The organism is Hymenobacter sp. YC55, from assembly GCF_029433095.1.
Lineage (GTDB): Bacteria > Bacteroidota > Bacteroidia > Cytophagales > Hymenobacteraceae > Hymenobacter.
On the sequence record NZ_JARNTX010000001.1, the window covers coordinates 1298376 to 1320012 of the forward strand.

Below are 21637 nucleotides of genomic sequence, written 5' to 3' on the forward strand. Positions count from 1 at the left end.
GAGCACAGAAAAGGGCTGGAATCCGGACTAGGTTGTCAACTAACCTACTCCGGATTCCAGCCCTTCTTGTTGCGTCAAAAGGCGCTTATTGCTTCTCCGCCACCTGTTCTACGTTCAGTCCTAGCACGGCATTGGTACGGGCCCGCACCTGCTCTACTAGTTTTGGGTCATCGGATAACGACTTGCCAAACGAGGGTAGCATTTCGCGGAAGCAAGCTTGCCACTCGGGCGTAGCCGACTGCTGCGGAAAGCACTTCTGAATAAGGTTCACCATGATGCTCACGGCCGTAGAGGCACCCGGTGAGGCCCCAAGCAATGCGGCAATAGAACCGTCGGCGGCACTTACTACCTCCGTACCGAATTCCAGCACACCGCCTTCCTTTTTGTCTTTCTTGATAACCTGCACGCGCTGACCGGCAATAGCTAATTCCCAATCTTCGGGCCGGGCCTCGGGCAAATACTCCCGCAATGCCGCCACCCGGTCTTGCGGCGACTGGCGCACCTGCTGAATCAAGTATTTAGTAAGCGGAATATTTTTAAGGCCGGCCATAATCATGGGCCGCAGGTTGTTGAGCTGAATCGAGCCCGGTAAGTCCAGGTAAGAGCCGGTTTTCAGGAACTTGGTGCTGAAGCCGGCATAGGGGCCAAACAACAACTCGCGCTTGCCTTCAATCATGCGCGTATCCAAGTGAGGCACCGACATAGGCGGCGAGCCCACGGCGGCTTTGCCGTACACCTTGGCTTGGTGCCGGGCAATTACGGCCGGGTTAATGCATTTCAGCCACTGCCCACTCACCGGGAAGCCACCAAACCCGTTGGCTTCTGGAATTCCGGATTTCTCGAGTAGCGGTAATGAGCCACCCCCGGCCCCAATGAACACAAAGCGGCCGCGCACTTTCACGGTCTCGCCCGTAGTCAGGTTCTTGGCCCTGATGCGCCAGAGTCCGTCTTCTTGCTTCTGCCGGAGCTTCTGCACCTCGTGGTGAAAGTGGAACGTGACGCCTGGCTTGTTTTGCAGCAGCGTGAACATGCCGCGGGTGAGGGAGCCAAAGTTGACGTCGGTACCCAGATCCATGCGGGTGGCAGCTACGGGTTGCTCGGGGTCACGGCCTTCCATGACCAGCGGCATCCAGTCTTGCAGTTGCGCCCGGTCTTCCGAGAATTCCATGCCTTTGAACAGCGCTGACTGCGTGAGGGCCGCGTGGCGCTTGCGCAGATACTCCACGTTTTTGAGGCCCCACACAAAGCTCATGTGCGGGATGTGGTTGATGAAGCGCTGAATATCTTTTACCTCGTAGCGCTCAGCTAGAAACGACCAGAACTGCTTCGACTCCTCGAACTGCTCGGCTATTTTCAGGGCCTTGCTGATGTCGATGGAGCCGTCGGGGCGCTCTGGGGTGTAGTTTAGTTCGCAGAAAGCGGAGTGGCCGGTACCGGCATTGTTCCACGCGTCGGAGCTTTCGGCGGCCGCCACGTCCAGCCGCTCGAACACAGTGATAGTTAGGTTAGGGTCCAGCTCTTTGAGCATCATCCCCAACGTGGCGCTCATAATGCCCGCACCGATGAGAATGACGTCGGTTACGGGCTGATCAGCGGAAATATCGTTGGTTGGCATAGGTTGAGAAGCAGAGTTACAGAACCCGCCCCGGCTTACTGCTGGAAAGCATCAGGCCGGGGCAGACTAGGAAAGACAATAGTTAGATGAGCGGAATTCCAGAGTACGAAGAAACATGCAGAAAAGGTGCTGTTGAGGGTCAGCAGGAGCAATTTAGGTAGTTGAGGGCCCGCCAAAATATGTGGGCTATTCTGTCGCTAGCATGAAGTTGTACTCGTGGAACTAGTGGCGTAAAACTAGTGCTAGAACTCTAAAAGCACCACTCTACTTCAGCTGATAAGAAGCTTAGCCTCCTAAAGGAAGCCGGTTTTCTAGGCGCCAAGCGTACCGCTTCTCTTGCTTGATCTTATCTAACTGATAGAGCACGAGGTACTTCAACAAGCAGGTATTAGAGTAAGTAGGCTACTCCATAAGGCCGCAGAAAAAGCTGCTGTTTACCTAGTTCCGCTGGCGTAACATTGGCTTGTAAAACGCGTGTTTAACAACGTAAAAAACCTTTAAAAAAGCGGTAAAATACGGGTATTTGAGCGGTTTTAAGGACCTATATAGTAGGGTTTGGTGTTCTATCAACAGCTACCAAATCCGCATATTCATGTTCGATTCCCTGCCCGTATTACCGCTATTCGATCAGTCGGCGCCAGCTCCTTTTGTTGCGCCAGAGCCCCTCACGAAGTCGGCCAAGCTGTGGCTGCCGAAGCGGGTGCTTTTCACGCCCGATGCGCTCGACGAGCCCTTCGGTCAGCAGATTTACGAGCGGGTAACGGCGCACGACTTGGAGGTGGAAGTGCTGAAGAGCAACCGCCTCACCAACCTGCGCGGTGCCGATGCGCGTGAAACCTACCGCAACGCCAAAAACACGCTGGCCGTGGTAAAGGCCCCCGCCGGTGCCTTGCGCCTGCAGCCCACGCCGCCTTCCGCCGACTGGCAGATGAACCTAGCCGAAGGCTGCCCCGCTCACTGCCAGTACTGCTACCTAGCCGGTAGCTTGCAGGGCCCGCCGGTAGTGCGCGTATTTGCCAACTTGCCCCAGCTTCTCGAAAACACCGCCAACTACGAGCAGCCCGGCCGCCTCACCAGCTTCGAGGTAAGCTGCTACACCGACGTGCTAGGCATCGAGCACCTGACGGGTAGCCTGGCCGAGTGCATTCGGTATTACGGCACGCGCGAAGGGTCGCGGCTGCGCTTCGTGAGCAAGTACAACCACGTCGATTCGCTGCTGGACTTGCCGCACCAGGGGCACACCCGTGCCCGCGTCAGCTTGAATGCCGAGCCTGTGGCCCGGCGTATGGAAGGCGGCACCGCCTCAGTGGAAGCCCGCATCCAGGCGCTGCGCAAGCTGGCCCTGCCGGTCGAGCAGGGTGGGGGTGGCTACCCGGTAGGGGTGGTACTGGCCCCCATTATGCTGGTTCCTGACTGGCGCGAGCACTACACTAATCTGCTCGACCGGGTAGCTGCTGCCCTCGACTTCGATTGCGACCTGACCGTGGAGTTCATTACGCACCGCTTCACGCCGGGCTCGCGCGATGTGCTGCGCGAGTGGTACCCCAATACGTCGCTCAACTTCGACGAAAGCATCCGGGCCGCTAAGCGCAACAAGTTTGGCGGCGTGAAATACGTCTACCAGCCCGACGACATGCGCCCGCTCAAGCAGTTCTTCTACGAAGAGTGGCAACAGCGTTTCCCTAACGCTCCCATTCAGTATTGGACGTAGCCTGTGCACAGTGCTTGCAAGCAAAGAGGGCGCGCAAACCTAGGTTTGCGCGCCCTCTTTGCTTGTATAGGGTTAGCAGTACTTCGTGAAAAATACTGCCAGTTACACTTACAAAACAGCGGCTTTCTTGCCGTGGAGTTCGTACCATTCGTGCTCCAGCATGCTCATTTCTATGAGGCTCCAATAACTGTCGCCGTGTTTGAGCACATCACGCATGATGCCGTCTTTCTTCATGCCGCACTTTTCGTAGCACGCAATAGCCGCCGTGTTGGAATCGTAAACACCAAGGTCGATGCGGTGCAGGCCTAAGTCCTCGAAGCCAATTTTCAGCACTGCTTTTATCATGCCCTGGCACACGCCACGGCCTCTAACCGTAGTATTGCCCACGAGCACGCGGCTGATACGAGCCGAATTATTTTTTTGGCTAATGCCGCCGAGCGAAATGTGTCCCACCGTTTCACCACTTCTTGATTCGATGGCCTTGTATACCAGCGCGTCCGATTCGGGTGGGTTGTTGGTGCCTTCTAGGTACCACGCAAGTTTGTCTTCGGTTAGGGGAAAGCTGAATAGTGAACCCGACCAGTTTTGGAGCAATTCCGGGTCCTGAATCCAGCCAATCAATTGCTTGAAGTCGGCGGGAGTGAAATATTCTAATTGAATCATAAAATCGGCAGTAAGAAGAGGCGTGCTCTAGCAAAAGAGTGACACGCCAGATGAGTGTGAACCTGCCAAGATACGACATCGTCAGCCACTGTTGAGCTTGGCTAACAGATATTAGGCAGCGTAACTAGCTGCGATTATGCAATGGACAGTCGTATAGAACCCCAAAACAAGGCGGGGAGTGCCCTTTTTTCCAAGAATAGTTGCTGTCTAGCTTGCTTCCGCTACTGCTCCCGAGGGTAGGAAAGGCTGCTCCGGCGCGTCCATGGTAGTGCGGGTCTTGGGTAGACTGTCGGGGTAGTTCGTTTGGATAAAAGCCACTAATTGTTCCCGTATTTCGCAACGCAGATCAAAGGCCCGGCTGGAGTTCGAGGCGCTCATCAGGGCCCGTAGTTCCATGGTGCGCTCTTTGGAGTCGGTGACCTGCAGCACGCACACGCGCTTGTCCCAGAGCGGGTTCTTCTCCACGAGCCGTTTCAGTTCAGCGCGCACTTCGTCTACCGGCAGCGTGTAATCGGTGTAGATGAAAACCGTACCGATAAGTTGCGACGCGGTGCGGGTCCAGTTCTGGAAAGGCTTCTCGATAAAGTAGTTGATGGGCAACACCAGCCGCCGCTCGTCCCAGATGCGCAGCACCACATACGTAAACGTTATTTCCTCGACCCGGCCCCATTCGCCCTCTACCACCAGTACATCGTCAATGCGGATAGGCTGCGTGAAGGCAATCTGAAAGCCAGCCAGCAAGTTGGCAATGGAACGCTGCGCCGCAAAGCCCACAATCACGCTGGCAATACCCGCCGAGGTCAGCAGGCCGGTCCCGATCCGACGTACCGTCGCGAAGCTCATCAGAATGAGCGCCATGGCCACGAATATGATAATGGAGACCACCAACTTGCGCACGAATTGCAACTGCGTGAACAGCTTGCGAACCTGCAAGTTGTTGTCGCCATCGAGCTGGTAGTGCTGCTTTATTAGGTCCTCGATTACGTCCACGGTTTTCACCAGTCCCCACGCAAACGTGACCACGAAGGCCGTTACCGCCACGCGCTCTAGGATTCCCAAATGCTTGGGTGAAAGCGGAACCAATGGCAATACAAATAGCAGCGTAAGCACCGGGAAAAAGAAGGTGCTGGCGTGGTTCAGGTGTTTGGCAACAGAGTGGGAGAGGAGCGTGGTTTCGCGCTTATTGTACGCACGTAGTACCCGGAAGACAACAAATTTGATAAGCAACCCTACGGCCAAACCACCCGCTACCAAGGCCAGTGTGTGCAAAACAGCTTCCGCCTGATCGGGCAGAAGTTCCGGTAAGTTCAGTTTCATGCGCAACAAGCAAATTCATCTGACAGTACCCGGCTCCAAGTCGAAAGGTTGCTTGCAGCGCATTTTCTGGCTTAGCAGCAACAAGCTCACGAGCAGGTGACAGCACCAGGATTACACGAGCAGGTGGTAGCCCTACTATTCAATTAGTAGTATGCTTACTGATTGACTTGTAAGTGGTTGTCTAGCTGCCACAATCATTGCTACTTTCCCAAGGTCTTGCCGCTTAAAAGAGTTGGCGGAACTGCCGCGCCGTTTCGGGAACTTACCCCGGAAAGTCGTAAATATGGACTGTGATTAATATTTATTGAGCTGACGCTAAACGGCAACGACAGATAGTTTAAGAAAACGAGTAAGCACCTATGTATCACATTGTGTATCTGAGTTCGGTAGTCGGAAGCTTCGACGAGCAACAATTGAAAACCATCTTATTGAAATCGAGAGTTAAAAACACCAGCCGCGGCATTACCGGCATGCTGCTTTGCTGCGACGACAACATCATGCAAGTGCTGGAAGGCGAACAGCACGAAGTAGCGGAACTCTACCAAGTAATCGAGCGGGACTTTCGCCACACGCGAATTATGAAGCTGTCAGACGGCCAGATTACGCAACGCACTTTTCCCGACTGGTCGATGGGATTCACAACAGCTGCTCCCAAGGACTTCGAGCGGCTGCTTGGCTATTTCAACCCCGATGCCGCATCCTTTCCGGCATCCTCCCCGATTCCGGCCGAAAACGAGGTGCTCGACCTCCTAAAAGAGTTCTGCCACAAGCAAGAATCCCCATTCCGCCTGTAACGCTACAGGCTCATTGGCTTGTTGTAGCCCATTTCGCTACTGCCATTTTTACTTAAGCAAAGAGTCCAACCACAGTTAGTTCGGTAAGCTAACTGTGGTTGGACTTTCTGCTTGGGCCGGCAAGAGCTTTTACTGAACGTCGGCAGCGGCTAGGAAATGCGCGCCGTGCGCCAGCAGGTCGGCGCGGGCTTGTTGGTAGCCCTCGGCGGAAATAGCGCGCGTAGCATCTTCAATGTAAAACACCTCGAAGCCCTGCTCCAGCGCATCTTTTGCCGAGAAGTACACGCAGTAGTCGGCAGCCAGGCCGGCGAGGTAGACTTGCGTTACGCCGCGGCCGCGCAGGTAGTCGGTGAGGCCGGTGGCTTTGCGATGCCCGTTGTCGAAGAAGCCGCTGTATGAATCGATATCGGGGTTGGTGCCTTTGCGGAAGACGGCCTCGATACGGTGCTGGTCGAGGGCGGGATGGAACTCGGCGCCGGGAGTGGCTTGCACGCAGTGGTCGGGCCATAGCGTTTGGGGCAGGCCGTGTAAGTCGATTTGCTGAAAAGGCTGCTGGCCTGGGTGGCTACTGGCAAAGCTGCCGTGCCCGGCCGGATGCCAGTCCTGCGTAGCCACTACCAAGTCGAAGCGGGGCTGCAAGTCATTGACTAGTGGAATGATAGCATCGCCATCGGCTACGGCGAGTGCGCCGCCGGGTACAAAGTCATTCTGGATGTCGATCAGCAAGAGGGCTTTCATGAAAGAACACAAAAAGTGAAGGCGAAGACCAAGGGGGGCTTCTTTCCGTCCAAGATAAAACCGGTTTTGTTTCGAGCGCTAAAACTAGCGCAGGAACCAAGAAAAGAATCAAGCAGCTGCAATCGATGGCAACGTTGCCGGTAACGATTGCATAAAAAAACAGCCCTCTTTCTGATTCGCAAAGGTTTGAGTTATCTAATATCAGACAACGGTAACTTCTGGCTAGGCCACAGTTTAAGCGTACCGTGTCGATTTGCTTCCTTTCTTCACTTCAATTCCCACTAGTATGAAGCACGGTTTATTACTACCTGCTATTCTGTTGTGCGCAGCCGCTCCGGCTTGGGCTCAGCAGACTCGGCAACTTTCAGGGCAAGTGCTGGACGCAGCCACCGGCGAAGGATTGGCCGGGGTGACGGTGCTGGTGAAAGGCACCACCAATGGCGCGTCCACCAACATGGACGGGCAGTTCACGCTAAGCGTACCCGCTACGACCAGCGAGGTGCAGCTCACGATAAGCTACATCGGCTACGTCACCCAAACCGTAACGGCCAAAGACGAAGCCAACCTGAAAGTCAGATTGGCGTCGGATACTAAGGCGCTGGACGAAGTAGTGGTAATTGGCTACGGGCAGGTGAAGAAGAGCGACGTAACGGGCGCTATTGTGTCGGTAAAAGAAGAGGACATTAAAAAGACCCCGGCGGCCAACGTAATGGAGTCGTTGCAGGGGCGCCTGCCCGGTGTAGACATCACGCGCAGCAGCGGTTCGGCCACATCGGGCGTCAACGTGACGGTGCGCGGCAACCGTTCGCTCACGGCCAACAACGGCCCGCTGTTCATTGTGGATGGGGTGCAGTACAACTCTATTCAGGATATCAACCCCAACGATATTCAGTCGATGGAGGTGTTGAAAGACGCCGCTTCCACGGCCGTTTACGGTTCGCGCGGCGCCAACGGCGTTATCATCGTTACCACGAAGCGCGGCTCTTCAGGCAAGCCACGGGTTACCATCAACTCTTACTACGGCCAGACCGACGTTGCGTACTACCCTAAGGTAAACAACGCCGAACAGTACGCGGCGCAAAAGCGGGAAGCCAACCGCACAACGGGCTTGTGGAACAGCGCGGCGGATGATCCTAAGATCTTCACGCCGTACGAGCTAGAGTCGATTGCCAACGGGGGTTCGACCGACTGGATGAATTTGCTGCTCCGTAAAGGCGTGCAGCAGGAGCACCAAATCGGCCTGTCGGGCGGCTCCGACAAAACTAAGTTCTACACCTCGTTCGACTATTTCAACGAGCAAGGGCTGTTCAAACTAGACAACCTCAACCGCTACTCCATTCGCTTTAACATCGATCAGGAGATCAACAAGAAAATCACTATTGGCCTGCAAAGCCAGCTCACATATTACAACCAGAGCACCCGGCGCGACCCCACCAACCAGGCCAATAAGATCAACCCGCTGCTCACGCCCTACGACGCGAACGGCAACATTGCCATCTTCCCCAACAGTGGCAACTTTATCAACCCCATCATTGATGAGGTAAACGGCAACTACGAGAACAACGCCCGCACCACGCGCACCTTCACGACGGGTTATGTTAGCTACCAGATTCTGCCGAGCCTGAACATTCGCTCCAACCTAGGCCTCACGCTGTCCAATGCCCGCACGGGTATCTACCAGGGTAGTAACACCTTGGACCGCAACGGCTCGGTGCCGCAATCGTCGTACGGTACCCAGTTTCTTACCAACTGGAGCTGGGAAAACATCATCAACTACAACAAGACGTTCGGCGACCATTCCCTCACGGCTACTGGCGTTACGTCGTTGCTCACGTTCAACACCGAGAATTCCAACGCCCAAGGCCGCAACCAGTTGCTGGCTTCGCAGCTTTACTACAACCTGGCCAACGCCAACCAGCAAATTGGTATCAACAGCGGCTACGAAGACAGCAAACTGATTTCGTTTACGGGCCGCGTGCAGTACGGCTATAAGGGCCGCTATTTGCTCACCCTCACAGGCCGCGGCGACGGTTCCTCGAAGCTAGCGGCGGGCAACAAATGGGCTTTCTTCCCGTCGGCTGCCGTGGCGTGGCGCGTCATCGATGAAGACTTTATGAAAGGGGTTAGCGCCATTTCCGACTTGAAGCTGCGCGTGAGCTATGGGCGGGCCGGCAACTACGACGTACCGGTGTATTCGTCGCAGTCGTTGCTGGCGCGTATTCCGTTTGCTTATGGCGAAACCAGTGCTGCGGGCTACACCTTTGCCAACCGCATCGGCAACCCGGAGCTAGGGTGGGAACTGTCGAACACCAAAAACATCGGTCTGGACTATGCTGTGCTCGACAACCGCATCACGGGCTCGGTTGACGTGTACGACACCGAAACCAGCGACCTGTTGCTCGACCGGTTCTTGCCGCTAAGCTCGGGCGTATCGGTTATCACGCAGAACATTGGCAAAACCCGCAACAAGGGCATCGAAGTCGGCCTGAATGGGCGCATCATCGACAACGAGAACTTCAAGTGGAACGCGGGTGCGACGTGGTTTCTCAACCGCGAAGAAATCGTGGACTTGGGCGGAGCCAACAGCGACATCTCCAATGGCTGGTTTATTGGCTCGCCTACTCGCGTGATCTACGATTACGAGAAAATCGGCATTTGGCAATTAGACGAAGCCGACGAGGCCAAAGCCTACGGGCAGAAGCCCGGTCAGATCAAGGTGCGCGACCTGAACGGCGACGGTCAGATTACGGCCAGCGCCGACCGCAAAGTGCTGGGCTGGCGCGTGCCCAAGTGGAACGGCAGCTTTAACAGCGACTTCAGCTACAAAGGCTTCGATTTGTCGTTCCAGTTCTTTGCCCGCATGGGCCAGATGTTCAACTACGAATACAACAGCTATTTCGACCCGCAAGGCATCGAGAACAGCTCGCAGCAGAACTACTGGACGCCCGAAAATCCCTCAAACGACTACCCGCGGCCGGATGCGAGCTTGTCGAAAACCACGCAGCAAAACGCCCTGTATGGCAACACGCTGTACTACCGCGACGGCTCGTACGTGAAGTTGCGCGCCGCTACGCTTGGTTACAATATTCCCCAATCGGTGTTGGAGAAGCTGCACATGTCGTCGTTGCGGGTGTATATACAAGGCAAGAACCTCGTGACGTGGAGCGACATCAAGGACTATGACCCGGAGCGTGGCGGGGCCATTACGGCGCCCATTCCGCGCGTGGTGTTAGCGGGAATCAACCTCGGTTTTTAAAATCATCCTCACGCACGAACAGACATGAAATACTCGAAATTTAAACTTGTGCTGGCGGCCGGGATGCTCACGCTTACGCTCCCCGCCTGCGAAAAGCAGCTAGAAGAATACAACCCCTCGGGCCTCACGGCCGAAAACGTATACACCACGCCGGCTGGTTTTGAAACGCTGGTTAACGCCGCCTACTCGTACAACCGCTGGTGGTACGGTAAGGAAGACGGCTACAGCATATCCGAAATGGGCACCGACCTGTGGCAGCGCGGGGCCGGTGACGTAAACCCCGACCTGACCGATTATACCACGCTCCAAGGCAGCTCACGGGCGCTTGAAAGCTTGTGGGGCAAACTGTATGCGGCCGTCAACCTCTGCAACGCGGGCATCAACCGCATCGGGCAATCGGGCATGACGGATGCGCAGATGAAAACACGCGAAGGCGAACTGCGCTTCCTGCGGGCCTTCTACTACTGGCACATTGTGGAAACCTGGGGCGGCGTGCACTTCACCACCGAAGAAACGACCACCGTGCAAACCACGGCCAACCGCACGCCCGTCGACACTTTCTACAACCAGATCTTCGAGGACCTGAACATTGCAGTAGCCAACCTGCCGACTACCACCACCGATTATGGCCGGGTAACAAAGCCTGCGGCCGAAGCTTTCCTGGCCAAAATGTATCTGACGCGCGGCCAGAACAAGGAGGCCGCCGACTTAGCCGAAAAAGTAATCAGCGGCTACAGCTTCACGCTGCAGAAAAGCTACGCCGATTTGTGGTCGATGACTAACTTGGAAAATAAGGAAGTTTTGTGGGCGGTCAACTACGCGAAAGAGCTGAGTTTGAACGACCGGGTAGATATAAACCTGTTCCCGGAGCCTTATGGGCACCCCCGCGGCGGCAACAACGGCCACTTGCTTTGGACGATGAAGTACGACGACCAGCCCGGCATGACGCGCGACATAGCTAATGGCCGCCCCTTCAACCGCTACATGCCGTCGCTGTTCCTACTCAGGCTGTTCGACGAGACGAAGGATTCGCGCTACCTCGCCTCGTTCAAAACCGCCTGGATTGCTAACACGGCCGTGACCGGGGCCAAGCCCCTGGCCAAAGGCGATACTGCTATTCTGGCCACCAAAAAGGAAATTCCAACCAGCGTTGAAAACGCCAAGAACTACCGCACCTACGATTTAAGCAAGGTGTATAATCCCAACACGGGTGCGGTGGTCGGCGACCGGCTGCACTACGTGTGCTTACGTAAGTTCGACGACCCAACGCGTCCTACCATCGCTGAAGAGCAAAGCGCCCGCGACGCCTACATTATCCGCTTGGCCGACGTGTATTTGATGGCCGCTGAAGCTAACTTCAAGCTCGGCAACCTCCCAAAGGCTGTCACCCAAATCAACACGGTGCGGCGGCGGGCGGCCATCCCGGGCAAAGAGTCGCAGATGGAAATAGCGGCCTCTAATTTGAGCTTGGACTTCATTCTGGACGAGCGGGCGCGGGAACTAGCCGGCGAGCAGCTGCGCTGGTTTGACCTCAAGCGTACCGGTAAACTGGTATCACGGGTGAAAGCCAACAACCCCGAAGCGGGCGCTAGCATTCAAGATTACCACATGCTACGGCCCATTCCGCAGCGGCAATTAGATGCCATCCAAAACAGAGCGGAATTCACGCAGAACCAAGGATACAGATAACACTTTCCCGAAACCCCACTGACTGCTCGTTGGTGGGGTTTTACTTGTACTTATGAAACAACTCACCGTTTGCCTTTTCGCTCTCATTGCCAGCTCTACTCTCGCCTTTCGGCCCGCGGCCGCAAAGCCGGTAGCCAGTGCGTCTGCCGTGCCCGACCTGCCGAAAGTAGTTGAGCCCTCGTTTAGCAAAGACACCTTCAACATTGTAAAGTATGGCGCGGTTGCCGACGGCCAGACCCTAAACACCGAAGCGTTTCGCAAGGCCATTGAGGCATGCAGCCAGAAAGGTGGCGTGGTGTTGGTGCCGCGCGGCTTGTGGCTCACAGGCCCCATCGAGCTGAAAAACAACGTGAACCTGCACGTGAAGCGCGGCGCACTGGTGCAGTTCAGCAACAAGCTCTCGGATTTCAAGCTGATAAAAACCAACTGGGAAGGCGTGGACGCCGTGCGCAACCAGTCGCCGATTTCGGGCTACGATCTGCAAAACATTGCCATCACCGGGGAAGGTACTTTTGATGGGGCTGGCGATGCGTGGCGCATGGTGAAGAAAGAAAAACTCAGCGAAGGCCAGTGGCAGAAGCTAGTGAAGTCGGGCGGCGTGCTCGATGCGAAAGGCACCACGTGGTACCCCACGGCGCAGTCGTTGAAGGGCTCCACTACTTCAAAGCCCGGCATCCTGCAGCCCGGCAAGGACGTTGCTGATTTCGCCGATATCAAAGACTTTCTGCGGCCCAATATGCTGAGTTTGCAGCGCTGCAAGAAGGTACTGCTCGAAGACTTCACCATCCAAAACTCACCCGCCTGGACCATTCACCCGCTGCTTTGCGAAGACATCACGCTCCGCAACGTAACAGCCCGCAACCCCTGGTACGGCCAGAATACCGATGCTCTTGACCTGGAATCGTGCCGCAACGGCATTGTAGACAACTGCACCTTCGACGTGGGCGATGATGGAATCTGCATCAAGTCGGGCCGCGACGAGCAGGGTCGCAAGCGCGGCGTACCCACCGAGAACTTCATCATTCGCGACACGAAAGTCTACCACGCCCACGGTGGCTTCGTGATTGGCAGTGAAATGTCGGGCGGGGCGCGCAACTTATACGTGAGCAACTGCACGTTTATCGGTACCGACGTGGGCCTGCGTTTCAAGACCGCGCGGGGCCGCGGTGGTGTGGTCGAGAACATCTTCGTAGATGGCGTTGACATGACCGACATTGCCGGCGAAGCCATCCTGTTCGACATGTACTACGCCGCCAAAGACCCGGTGCAAGTGAACGGCGAAGCGTTTTCCATTCCCGAAATCAAAGCCGAGCCACTAGGGGAGGGCACGCCCGTGTTCCGCAACTTCCGCATCAAAAACGTGACGTGCAAAGGCGCGGCTACGGGCATCTTGGTGCGCGGGCTGCCGGAGATGAATGTGAAGGATATCGAAATTGAAAACGCGGTGCTGGAAAGCAAAAGAGGGTTGGTGTGCCAGGAAGGTAGTGGCATTAGCTTCAAAAATGTGGCGTTGTTTTCCACCGAAACCAAGCCCGTGCTGGAAGTGCAGAACAGCCAGAACATCACCCTCGACAACATCCGGTATGCTGCCGGCGCCGACCTGCTGCTGCGCGTCACCGGCGACCGAAGCAAAGCGGTGAAGCTTGTTAACACCAATACTAAGTCAGCTAAAAAGGACGTGGAAGTCGGCCAGAAAGTAGCCAAGAAGGTGGTCACGATTTCGCAACGGTAGCCGCAGATTGTTAAGGCAAACTTCCTCTTCTCACTTGAGAAGAGGAAGTTGCTCTTCAGCGCAATCGGGGTTGTTAGTATCGGTGCGAAAGTTGTTTAGTTGAGGCATCCTGCTTACACTTACACAGCACATGCTGCTCCAACCACTGTGCTACCGTAGTTGAAATGACCGTCATGGCAAGCTTGTCAGCGCATGACGTTCGAGGTAAAAAATAGCATTCAACCACCCCGGCCGCTCCTTCATGGGGCGCGCAACTAGCTTCTAGTCTAGTAAAGTCTCAGTTTAAATTCACTGCATGTCCTTTCGCCGCTTCCTTTCCGCTGGCCTGCTGCTGGCCTCCCTTACCACCAACGCGCAAACGCCAGCCAAGCCGGCCGCTGGTCCGGCTATGTCGCAACGCATGGCGGATGCCTTCATTAGCTGGCACCCTGATTCCATTCTGATTGGCACCCGTAAAACCGCCCGTTGGGACTACGAACAAGGCCTGATGATGAAAGCCTTGGAGCGCGTATGGGAGCGTACCGGCGACGCCCGCTACTTCACGTACATCCAAAAAGACCTCGACCAGTTTGTGTTGCCCGACGGCACTATTCGCACCTACAAGCTGGAAGACTACAACCTCGATAACCTCACTACTGGCCACGCACTGTTGCTCTTAAGCCAGCTGTCGTTGGGCAGCCAGGCAACGCAGCAGAAGTACGTGAAAGCCGCTCAGCTCCTGCGCAAGCAGCTTGACGGCCAGCCGCGCACCCAAGCGGGTGGCTTCTGGCACAAGAAAATCTACCCCAACCAAATGTGGCTCGATGGCCTCTACATGGCCGAGCCTTTCTACGCCGAGTACAGCAAGCTATTCAATCAGCCCGCTGGTTTCGACGACGTGGCCAAGCAGTTTGCTCTCATCGAGAAAAACCTGGTGGACCCCAAAACCGGCCTGCTTTACCACGGCTACGACGAAAGCAAGGAGCAGAAATGGGCCAACAAAACCACTGGCCAGTCGCCCAACTTCTGGGACCGGGGCATGGGCTGGTACGCCATGGCCTTAGTAGATGTGCTGGATTATTTCCCCGCCAACCATCCGCAACGGGCGCAGCTTATCAAGGATGTGCAACGCTTGGCTCCGGTGCTAGCTAAGTACCAAGACCCCAAAACCGGCACTTGGTCGTTGGTAGTAGACCAAGCCACCCGCAAAGGCAACTACGCCGAAGCTTCGGGCAGCAGCATGTTTGTGTACGCGTTGGCGAAAGGCGTGCGGATGGGCTACCTAGACAACAAGTACGCGGCCGTTGCCAAGAAAGGCTACGACGGGCTGCTGAAAACCTTCGTGGCTACGGAGGGCAATGCGCTGGCCTTCAATGGGACAGTAAGCGTGGGGGGCCTCGGCGGCAACCCCTACCGCGACGGTAGCTTCGAGTACTACCTAAGTGAGCCACTCCGCAAAAACGACCTGAAAGGTGTGGGTCCCTTCATCTTAGCCAGCGTGGAAATGGAAGTTGCGGCGGAAAGCGCCTTAGGCAAAGGCAAGACGGTGGCTGTCGACAACTACTTCAATCACGAAACTCGCAAAAACAACCTCAGCGGGCAAACCGAATCCTGGCACTACACCTGGGAAGAGCGCACCCACGGCGGCTTCTACTTGTGGGGCAACCAGTTCCGCGAATTAGGCGCCAAAACCGTAACCGTGCCCACTGCTCCCACGGCGGCTTCTCTGAAAGGCGTGAACGTGTACATCATCGTCGATCCGGACAGCAAGAAAGAGTCGCCGCAGCCTAACTTCGTGAAGCCCGCCGATGTGCAGGCCGTGACGGATTGGGTGAAAGCCGGTGGCACGCTCGTACTGATGGCCAATGACACGTCGAACTGCGAGATTCCACGCTTCAACACCCTAGCCAAAGCGTTTGGAATCACTTTCACCAACACCAGCATGAACATGGTGAAAGGCGACCAATTCGAGCAAGGCTTGGTAAAATTCCCGGCGGGCAATGCCGTTTTCAAAACCGCCAAAACGGCCTACGTCAAAGAACTATCGGTGCTGGACGTGAAGAGCCCGGCCACGCCGCTGGTTAGCACCGGTAGCAGCGTTATCATGGCCACTGCCAAATTGGGCAAAGGAACCGTGTTTGCCATCGGCGACCCATGGCTCTACAACGAGTACACCGACGGCCGCAAAATCCCGGACACCTTCGACAACTTCGAGGCCGGTAAAGACCTGGCGACCTGGCTGCTGCAACAGTCTGGGCGTTAAGTGAAGCGCACCTAGTTTGCTGGAACCTGTGGTGAGAGGCTCTGGCTAGCTACCAAGGTGCGCTTCTTCGTTTCTGGCTTGCCTCCACAATTCTTGTAGGCTTTGTAGAGGCAAGCCAGATAAACGAGACAACACAAGTTTCCGCGTCAACCTTTAAAGCAAGTAGTACAGCAACCATAGTAAACGCCTGAGCGGGCCAACAGCAATGCACAATGTTTGCCGTTGGCCCGCTCAGGCGTTTACTATGGCGACTGCACAGGATAGGTTGACTTCCCTAGGCAGGTGAATAACTCTACAACAGAAACCTACAGGGTGCGGGCGGCGCCAAGAGGTTCGGCGTGTTCAACAAAGTTTGTGGAGTCGCGGACGACAAGCTCGGTTGGAATCTTGACGGTGTCGACTGGCTTCGCGCGTTGCTTGTTCTCGATTAAATCGATTAGTCTTTCGGCGGCTACTTGCCCAATTTCTTGCGCTGGCTGCACCACGGTGCTCAAAGATGGAGACAGCAGATCGGCCACGTTCAAGTTGGTGAAGCCGATAAGGGATACGTCTTCCGGAATGGCAAGCTGGCGCTGGTGCAATGCTTTGAGGCAGCCAACGGCCAGTCGGTCGGAGGCCGTGAAGAAAGCATCGGGAATGGGGTCGAGGGCCATGAGCTCGTCTACCATCGGGCCTACTTCGTCGGGGCCGAAGGTGCCGTAGCGGATCAGGTTTTCGTCGAATTCCAGACCATGCTTTTCGAGGGCGGCGCGGTAGCCCGCCAGGCGCTCCTGCGTGATGCTCAGCCACGGCTGAATGGTAAGGTGCGCAATCCGGCGCCGGCCCGACAAAATGAGGTGTTCGGTAGCGGCAAAAGCTCCGCCGAAGTTGTCGGCTACTACTTGCGTCACGTTTAGCTCCGCCGATACCCGGTCGAACAATACCACCGGCACATTCTTGTCGATTACGTCGCGCAGGTGCGCCACATCCGACGTTTCGCTGGAAAGAGAAATTAGCAGGCCATCCACCTTGCGCGACATAGCCTGGTTGACGTTGGCCATTTCCCGCTCGTACGATTCTTGGCTTTGGAAGATGATAACGTGGTAGCCACGGTTATACGCAATAGCCTCGATGCCATTGATGGCTTGCGAGAAGAAGTAGTTGGCAATTTGGGGTACAATAACGCCAATAGCACGACTAGAACTGCCTTTGAGGCTGAGCGCAATAGGGTTGGGTCGGTAGTTGAGCCGCTCCGCGCATTCCATTACCAGCCGCTTCGTTTCCGGGTTGATTTCGTAGCTGCCCCGCAACGCGCGGGACACGGTAGAAGTGGAAAGGTTTAGCTCGCGGGCAATGTCTTTTATCGTGAATGTTTCCAACGGTCAAACGAATTTGGAAGGAGTGGGGTAGGGAGTAGACTTTCTAAAGTGCAATGCCTGCAAAAAGCAGTGGAATGGGGCTTGCGGGGCTGAAAGTATAAATAGCTGGCCGAATTTCTCTAAACTTAACTATCGCTACCAGTCAAGACGCACATCGGCAACGTTCCCGATAACGTTTGCGCGAATAAACATTGTGCTATTCTTCCTTTTGGGGTTTACAACTTTTAATCTTATCCTAACAGATGTGCTGTTTGTCGTACGAAAAGTACATTAATTTCTCCCGAAAAGTTTACAAACTCCTATTCGCATGGCTCTAGCTGCTTCCTTTGATTTGACTGGCAAACGCGCACTGGTAACGGGCTGCACCCGGGGTATCGGCCAGGCGATGGCCATCGGATTGGCCGAAGCCGGCGCCGATATTATCGGAGTGTCGGCCTCTTTAGCGCTGGAAGGCAGTGAAACCGAACAAGCGGTGCGGGCCCTTGGCCGCGACTTCAAAGCCTATAAAGCCGACTTCGGCGACCGGGCGCAGGTGGATGCTTTCATAACGCAAGTGCAAGCCGACTTCCCGCATATCGACATCCTGATCAACAACGCCGGCACCATTAAGCGGGCGCCGGCCGCCGAGCATTCCGATGAGTTGTGGGATGAAGTACTACGCATCAACCTCGACGCGCCGTTCCGTTTGGCGCGCGCCATCGGCGGCCAAATGCTGCGGCAGGGCTCCGGCAAAATCGTCTTCACCGCTTCGCTGCTCACCTTCCAGGGCGGTATCAACGTGCCCGGCTATGCCGCCAGCAAAGGCGCCATTGGCTCCGTTGTGAAAGCCCTAGCCAACGAGTGGGCCGGCCGCGGGGTCAACGTCAATGCCATTGCGCCCGGCTACATTGCCACCGACAACACCGAGGCCCTGCGCAACGACCCCGACCGGTCGGCTAGCATCTTGGGCCGTATCCCGGCTGGCCGTTGGGGCACCCCCGACGACTTTAAAGGCCCTACCGTCTTCCTATCCTCGTCGGCGGCCGACTATGTGCACGGCACCATCCTCACCGTTGATGGTGGCTGGATGGGCCGCTAACCATAGGAGCACCCACGCCGCCCTGAATTGGTTACCTAAGCTGCCTTTCGCACCGTTCTAGTACCTTCCTCAACAAACCTTACTACCTCACTCACTTCCTTTCCCTCATGACCCAACGCTATGCCATCGGCCCGCGCGAAACAGCGGCAATGACCACCGACGAACTACGGGAGAATTTCCTGCTGGAGAACCTGTTTGTGGCGGGCACCATCGAGTTGGTCTATACGCATTACGACCGCATGATTGTGGGCGGAGCGGTGCCCACCACTGAGCCGCTGCCGCTGCCCAACCCCGAAAACCTGAAGGCCGAGTTTTTCCTGCAGCGCCGGGAGTTGGGCATCCTCAATATCGGCGCCGCGGGCACCGTCACCGTCGATGGCACGGTGCACGAGCTTGGCAACCAGGATTGCCTGTACGTAGGCAAAGACGCGCGCGAGGTAACTTTTGCCTCTGCTGATGCCAACCAGCCCGCGCAGTACTACTTGCTTTCGGCTCCGGCTCACCACGCTTATCCCACGCGGCGCATGACGCAGGCGGAGGCTACACCGGTGCAGCTCGGCAGTCAGGAAACGGCCAATGCGCGCACTATCTATAAATACATCTACCTCGAAGGCCTCCAGAGCTGCCAGCTGGTAATGGGTCTGACGCAACTGCAGCCCGGCTCGGTGTGGAACACCATGCCTAGCCACGTGCACGACCGGCGCATGGAGGTCTACGTTTACTTCGACTTGCCCGAAAACCAGCGGGTGCTGCACATGATGGGCCAGCCGCAGCAGACCCGGCCTTTGTGGGTAAACAACCGCCAAGCGGTGCTTTCGCCCCCGTGGTCGATTCATACGGGCTGCGGCACCAGCAACTACACCTTCATCTGGGGCATGGCCGGCGAGAACCTCGAGTACACCGACATGGACCCCGTTACCATCGACCAACTCCGCTAAACTCTTATGTCAACTACTGAAACCAACTTCCATCTCGGCAACGATAGCCAGCCTTGGGTGCAGGTGGCCGAAGGCATGCGCCGCCAGGTGCTGGCTTATGATCCGCAGATGATGCTGGTCCGGGTGGCATTCGAGAAGGGAGGCATTGGCGCCTTGCATCACCATGTGCACACCCAAATTACCTACGTGCAAAGCGGGGTGTTTAAGGCGGTAGTGGGCGAGGAAACGCGCGTGATGCACCCTGGTGACGTGTTTTACGCGCCCTCCAACGTGTGGCACAGCGTGGAATGCCTGGAAGCCGGAGTGCTCGTGGATACATTCAGCCCCATGCGCGAAGACTTTATCTAGCTGGTTCATTTCAACCTGATGCGACTTCAGCTAACCATAGTAAGAACACTACTGCTCCTGCTGACGGGAATAGGGGGGATGGGGATCTTTTCAGCCCGGGCCCAGCAGGTGATAGTGGCGGCGGATGGTTCGGGAAATTTCCGGACCATCCAGGCCGCGCTCAACAGTTTGCCCAACCAAGCCACCAAACCGCGCACAGTGTACATCAAGAATGGCACTTACCGCGAAAAGGTATTCTTGGATGGCAAGCAGCAGATTGTTCTGAAAGGGCAGAGTGAAAAGGGCGTAATTCTGACGTATGCTCAGGCCCGCGACGAGTGGCGCTGCAACCCGGAAGGCGGCGCCGATGATTGGGGCGTAGCTACGCTCAACATGCGCAACTCCCCCGACATTACGCTCGAAAACCTAACGGTGCTCAACACCTATGGCTTCGACGCCAAAGGCGAAGTAACCATCGACTGCCCTACCGACCCAACCAAAAAGAAAACCATCAGCAAAACCGGCCACCAGATGGCGTTGCGTACCATGCCCGGTACCACCCGCCTGATCGTGAAGCACTGCACCTTCCGCGCCTTAGGCGGTGACACCGTCAGCCCCTGGGACGTAGATGCGGGCCTGTACTACTTCCAAGACTGCACCATGGAAGGCGGCGTAGATTTCTATTGCCCCCGCGGGTGGGCCTATGCTGAAAATTGCCGCTTCATTTGCCACAATCCCAATGCCGCCATCTGGCACGACGGCTCCGGCAACAAGGACTCGAAGACGGTGCTGAAAAACTGCGTTTTCGAGGGCGACGACAACTTCAAGCTAGGCCGCTTCCACCGCGAGGCGCAGTTCTATTTGCTGGATTGCAAATTTGCCAAGAACATGGCCGACGCCGATATCTACTGGGCTACGTCGGGGCCAGGAGCCAAGCAGTGGGGGCGGCGCGTGTACTACGCCAACTGCCACCGCGAAGGCGGCGACTATGCGTGGCACCAAGACAACCTACGCACGGCCGAAGGCGCCCCCAAAGCCTCAAGCATTACGGCCGATTGGACCTATGGTGGGCGTTGGTACCCCGTATCGGGCAAGAAGGCAACCGTAGCACTGGCGCCATCCAACCCCGCCAATACCAATTCAGTTATGCCCACGGCTGCCAATCTGCGCGCCGACCAGGCCGACAGCGTGGCCGAAAAGATGCTGGTGTACCAGCGTAGCGTGGGTGGCTGGCCCAAGGCCGTGAAAATTGCGTCGGTAGAAGAGAAGGTGGATTACACCAAACCCCTGTCGGCGGCCAAGCGGGCCAGTACCCTAGCCGATGCCGGCCGCAACGACGCCACCATTGATAACAACGCCACTACCCGCGAAATCACCTACTTGCTGCAAGCCTTCAAGCGCACCAACAACCCCGCCTACCGGCAGGGTGCCGAGCGGGGCATTCAGTACCTGCTGAAGATGCAGTACCCCAACGGCGGCTTTCCGCAGTACTACCCCGATGCCAGCAGCTACCGCCACCTCATCACCTACAACGACAACGCCATGATTCGGGTGTTGGACTTGCTGCGGAGCGTGGCCAAGCAGCAAGGCGAGTTTGCCCTCGTTAATCCGGATTTGGTGGGACCAGCCAAGCAAGCCGTGGACCGAGGCGTGGATTGCATTGTGAAAACGCAGTACCTGCAAAAAGGCAAACGCACGGCTTGGTGCGCGCAGTACGACGAGAAAACGCTGTTGCCGGCCAAAGCCCGGGCGTTCGAGTTGGCTTCACTGAGCGGCTTCGAGTCGGCACGGATTGTAGAGTTTTTGATGGAAATCGAGGACCCTTCGCTGGAAGTGAAGCAAGCTATTGTCAGCGCCGTGGCGTGGTTCGAGCAAGTGAAAATGCCGAACATGGCCATGAAAGAAATCAAAGACCCAGCCCAACCCACTGGCCGCGACCGGGTACTTGTGTCCGAGCCAGGAGCCACGCTGTGGGCTCGGTTTTATGAACTTGACACCAACCGTCCCATCTATGTGGGGCGCGACAGCAAAGTGCATTACGCCTTGGCTGAAATAGAAAATGAGCGGCGGGCGGGCTACCTCTACGCGGGTACTTGGCCAGCAAAACTGCTCACGAAAACCTACCCGCAGTGGCAGCAGAAATATGCGGCCACTACCACCCCGCAGGCAAGTAAATAAC

At 56.3% G+C, this 21637-nt stretch carries 15 protein-coding genes; 10 read left to right on the plus strand and 5 right to left on the minus strand.

What is annotated here, in order from left to right:
* Window positions 1-85 precede the first annotated feature (85 nt).
* Window positions 86-1615, minus strand: coding sequence for a malate:quinone oxidoreductase (locus P1X16_RS05615; RefSeq protein ID WP_277226877.1), 1530 nt, complete (start codon window positions 1613-1615; stop codon window positions 86-88).
* Between the two features lie 592 nt (window positions 1616-2207).
* Between P1X16_RS05615 and P1X16_RS05620 the strand changes: the two genes are divergently transcribed.
* Window positions 2208-3326, plus strand: a complete 1119-nt coding sequence (locus tag P1X16_RS05620; protein ID WP_277226878.1) for a spore photoproduct lyase family protein — start codon at window positions 2208-2210, stop codon at window positions 3324-3326.
* Between the two features lie 108 nt (window positions 3327-3434).
* Here the strand turns inward: P1X16_RS05620 and P1X16_RS05625 are convergent, their stop codons facing one another.
* Together P1X16_RS05625 and P1X16_RS05630 are read right to left on the minus strand one after the other, a co-directional pair.
* Complete coding sequence (locus tag P1X16_RS05625) at window positions 3435-3989, minus strand: GNAT family protein (RefSeq protein ID WP_277226879.1); 555 nt, start codon at window positions 3987-3989, stop codon at window positions 3435-3437.
* Window positions 3990-4196: 207 nt separating this feature from the next.
* Window positions 4197-5306, minus strand: a complete 1110-nt coding sequence (locus P1X16_RS05630) for a mechanosensitive ion channel domain-containing protein (protein WP_277226880.1) — start codon at window positions 5304-5306, stop codon at window positions 4197-4199.
* Window positions 5307-5665: 359 nt separating this feature from the next.
* On the opposite strand from P1X16_RS05630, the gene P1X16_RS05635 reads away from it, so the two are divergent.
* Window positions 5666-6100, plus strand: coding sequence for a BLUF domain-containing protein (locus P1X16_RS05635; protein WP_277226881.1), 435 nt, complete (start codon window positions 5666-5668; stop codon window positions 6098-6100).
* Window positions 6101-6229: 129 nt separating this feature from the next.
* Here the strand turns inward: P1X16_RS05635 and pncA are convergent, their stop codons facing one another.
* Window positions 6230-6838 (minus strand): bifunctional nicotinamidase/pyrazinamidase, encoded by a 609-nt coding sequence (gene pncA / locus P1X16_RS05640; RefSeq protein WP_277226882.1) that lies wholly within the window; start codon window positions 6836-6838, stop codon window positions 6230-6232.
* 286 nt (window positions 6839-7124) lie between these two features.
* Between pncA and P1X16_RS05645 the strand changes: the two genes are divergently transcribed.
* The 4 genes from P1X16_RS05645 (at window position 7125) to P1X16_RS05660 (ending at window position 15757) form a co-directional block, all read left to right on the plus strand.
* Window positions 7125-10094, plus strand: a complete 2970-nt coding sequence (locus P1X16_RS05645; protein ID WP_277226883.1) for a TonB-dependent receptor — start codon at window positions 7125-7127, stop codon at window positions 10092-10094.
* A 24-nt stretch (window positions 10095-10118) separates the two neighbouring features.
* Window positions 10119-11783: a RagB/SusD family nutrient uptake outer membrane protein gene (locus P1X16_RS05650; RefSeq protein ID WP_277226884.1), complete on the plus strand. Its 1665-nt coding sequence runs from the start codon at window positions 10119-10121 to the stop codon at window positions 11781-11783.
* A gap of 52 nt (window positions 11784-11835) precedes the next feature.
* Window positions 11836-13515, plus strand: coding sequence for a glycoside hydrolase family 28 protein (locus tag P1X16_RS05655; protein WP_277226885.1), 1680 nt, complete (start codon window positions 11836-11838; stop codon window positions 13513-13515).
* Window positions 13516-13915: 400 nt separating this feature from the next.
* Window positions 13916-15757 carry a DUF4350 domain-containing protein gene (locus tag P1X16_RS05660; protein WP_277229462.1) on the plus strand — a complete coding sequence of 614 codons (1842 nt, stop codon included), beginning with the start codon at window positions 13916-13918 and terminating at the stop codon, window positions 15755-15757.
* 305 nt (window positions 15758-16062) lie between these two features.
* Here the strand turns inward: P1X16_RS05660 and P1X16_RS05665 are convergent, their stop codons facing one another.
* On the minus strand, window positions 16063-17115 hold the full coding sequence (locus P1X16_RS05665) for a LacI family DNA-binding transcriptional regulator (RefSeq protein ID WP_277226886.1): 1053 nt from the start codon (window positions 17113-17115) through the stop codon (window positions 16063-16065).
* 307 nt (window positions 17116-17422) lie between these two features.
* Here P1X16_RS05665 and kduD point away from each other — a divergent pair, with 307 nt between their 5' ends.
* The 4 genes from kduD (at window position 17423) to pelA (ending at window position 21636) form a co-directional block, all read left to right on the plus strand.
* A complete protein-coding gene (kduD, locus tag P1X16_RS05670) occupies window positions 17423-18193 on the plus strand; it encodes a 2-dehydro-3-deoxy-D-gluconate 5-dehydrogenase KduD (RefSeq protein ID WP_277226887.1) in 771 nt (256 codons plus the stop codon).
* Window positions 18194-18300: 107 nt separating this feature from the next.
* On the plus strand, window positions 18301-19131 hold the full coding sequence (gene kduI, locus P1X16_RS05675) for a 5-dehydro-4-deoxy-D-glucuronate isomerase (protein ID WP_277226888.1): 831 nt from the start codon (window positions 18301-18303) through the stop codon (window positions 19129-19131).
* A gap of 6 nt (window positions 19132-19137) precedes the next feature.
* Window positions 19138-19479, plus strand: coding sequence for a cupin domain-containing protein (locus tag P1X16_RS05680; protein ID WP_277226889.1), 342 nt, complete (start codon window positions 19138-19140; stop codon window positions 19477-19479).
* A gap of 78 nt (window positions 19480-19557) precedes the next feature.
* The gene (gene pelA / locus P1X16_RS05685; protein WP_277226890.1) at window positions 19558-21636 is read left to right on the plus strand and encodes a pectate lyase; all 2079 of its coding nucleotides are present in this window, start codon (window positions 19558-19560) and stop codon (window positions 21634-21636) included.
* Window position 21637: the final 1 nt, after the last annotated feature.

Excerpts from the sequence above, each read along its gene's own strand:
- P1X16_RS05650 (WP_277226884.1), top strand. The coding sequence starts at position 10,119 with ATGAAATACTCGAAATTTAAACTTGTGCTGGCGGCCGGGATGCTCACG.
- P1X16_RS05630 (WP_277226880.1), bottom strand. The coding sequence starts at position 5,306 with ATGAAACTGAACTTACCGGAACTTCTGCCCGATCAGGCGGAAGCTGTT.
- P1X16_RS05625 (WP_277226879.1), bottom strand. The coding sequence starts at position 3,989 with ATGATTCAATTAGAATATTTCACTCCCGCCGACTTCAAGCAATTGATT.
- P1X16_RS05660 (WP_277229462.1), top strand. The coding sequence starts at position 13,916 with ATGGCGGATGCCTTCATTAGCTGGCACCCTGATTCCATTCTGATTGGC.
- pelA (WP_277226890.1), top strand. The coding sequence starts at position 19,558 with ATGGGGATCTTTTCAGCCCGGGCCCAGCAGGTGATAGTGGCGGCGGAT.
- P1X16_RS05680 (WP_277226889.1), top strand. The coding sequence starts at position 19,138 with ATGTCAACTACTGAAACCAACTTCCATCTCGGCAACGATAGCCAGCCT.
- P1X16_RS05655 (WP_277226885.1), top strand. The coding sequence starts at position 11,836 with ATGAAACAACTCACCGTTTGCCTTTTCGCTCTCATTGCCAGCTCTACT.
- P1X16_RS05620 (WP_277226878.1), top strand. The coding sequence starts at position 2,208 with ATGTTCGATTCCCTGCCCGTATTACCGCTATTCGATCAGTCGGCGCCA.
- pncA (WP_277226882.1), bottom strand. The coding sequence starts at position 6,838 with ATGAAAGCCCTCTTGCTGATCGACATCCAGAATGACTTTGTACCCGGC.
- P1X16_RS05645 (WP_277226883.1), top strand. The coding sequence starts at position 7,125 with ATGAAGCACGGTTTATTACTACCTGCTATTCTGTTGTGCGCAGCCGCT.
- kduI (WP_277226888.1), top strand. The coding sequence starts at position 18,301 with ATGACCCAACGCTATGCCATCGGCCCGCGCGAAACAGCGGCAATGACC.
- P1X16_RS05635 (WP_277226881.1), top strand. The coding sequence starts at position 5,666 with ATGTATCACATTGTGTATCTGAGTTCGGTAGTCGGAAGCTTCGACGAG.
- kduD (WP_277226887.1), top strand. The coding sequence starts at position 17,423 with ATGGCTCTAGCTGCTTCCTTTGATTTGACTGGCAAACGCGCACTGGTA.
- P1X16_RS05615 (WP_277226877.1), bottom strand. The coding sequence starts at position 1,615 with ATGCCAACCAACGATATTTCCGCTGATCAGCCCGTAACCGACGTCATT.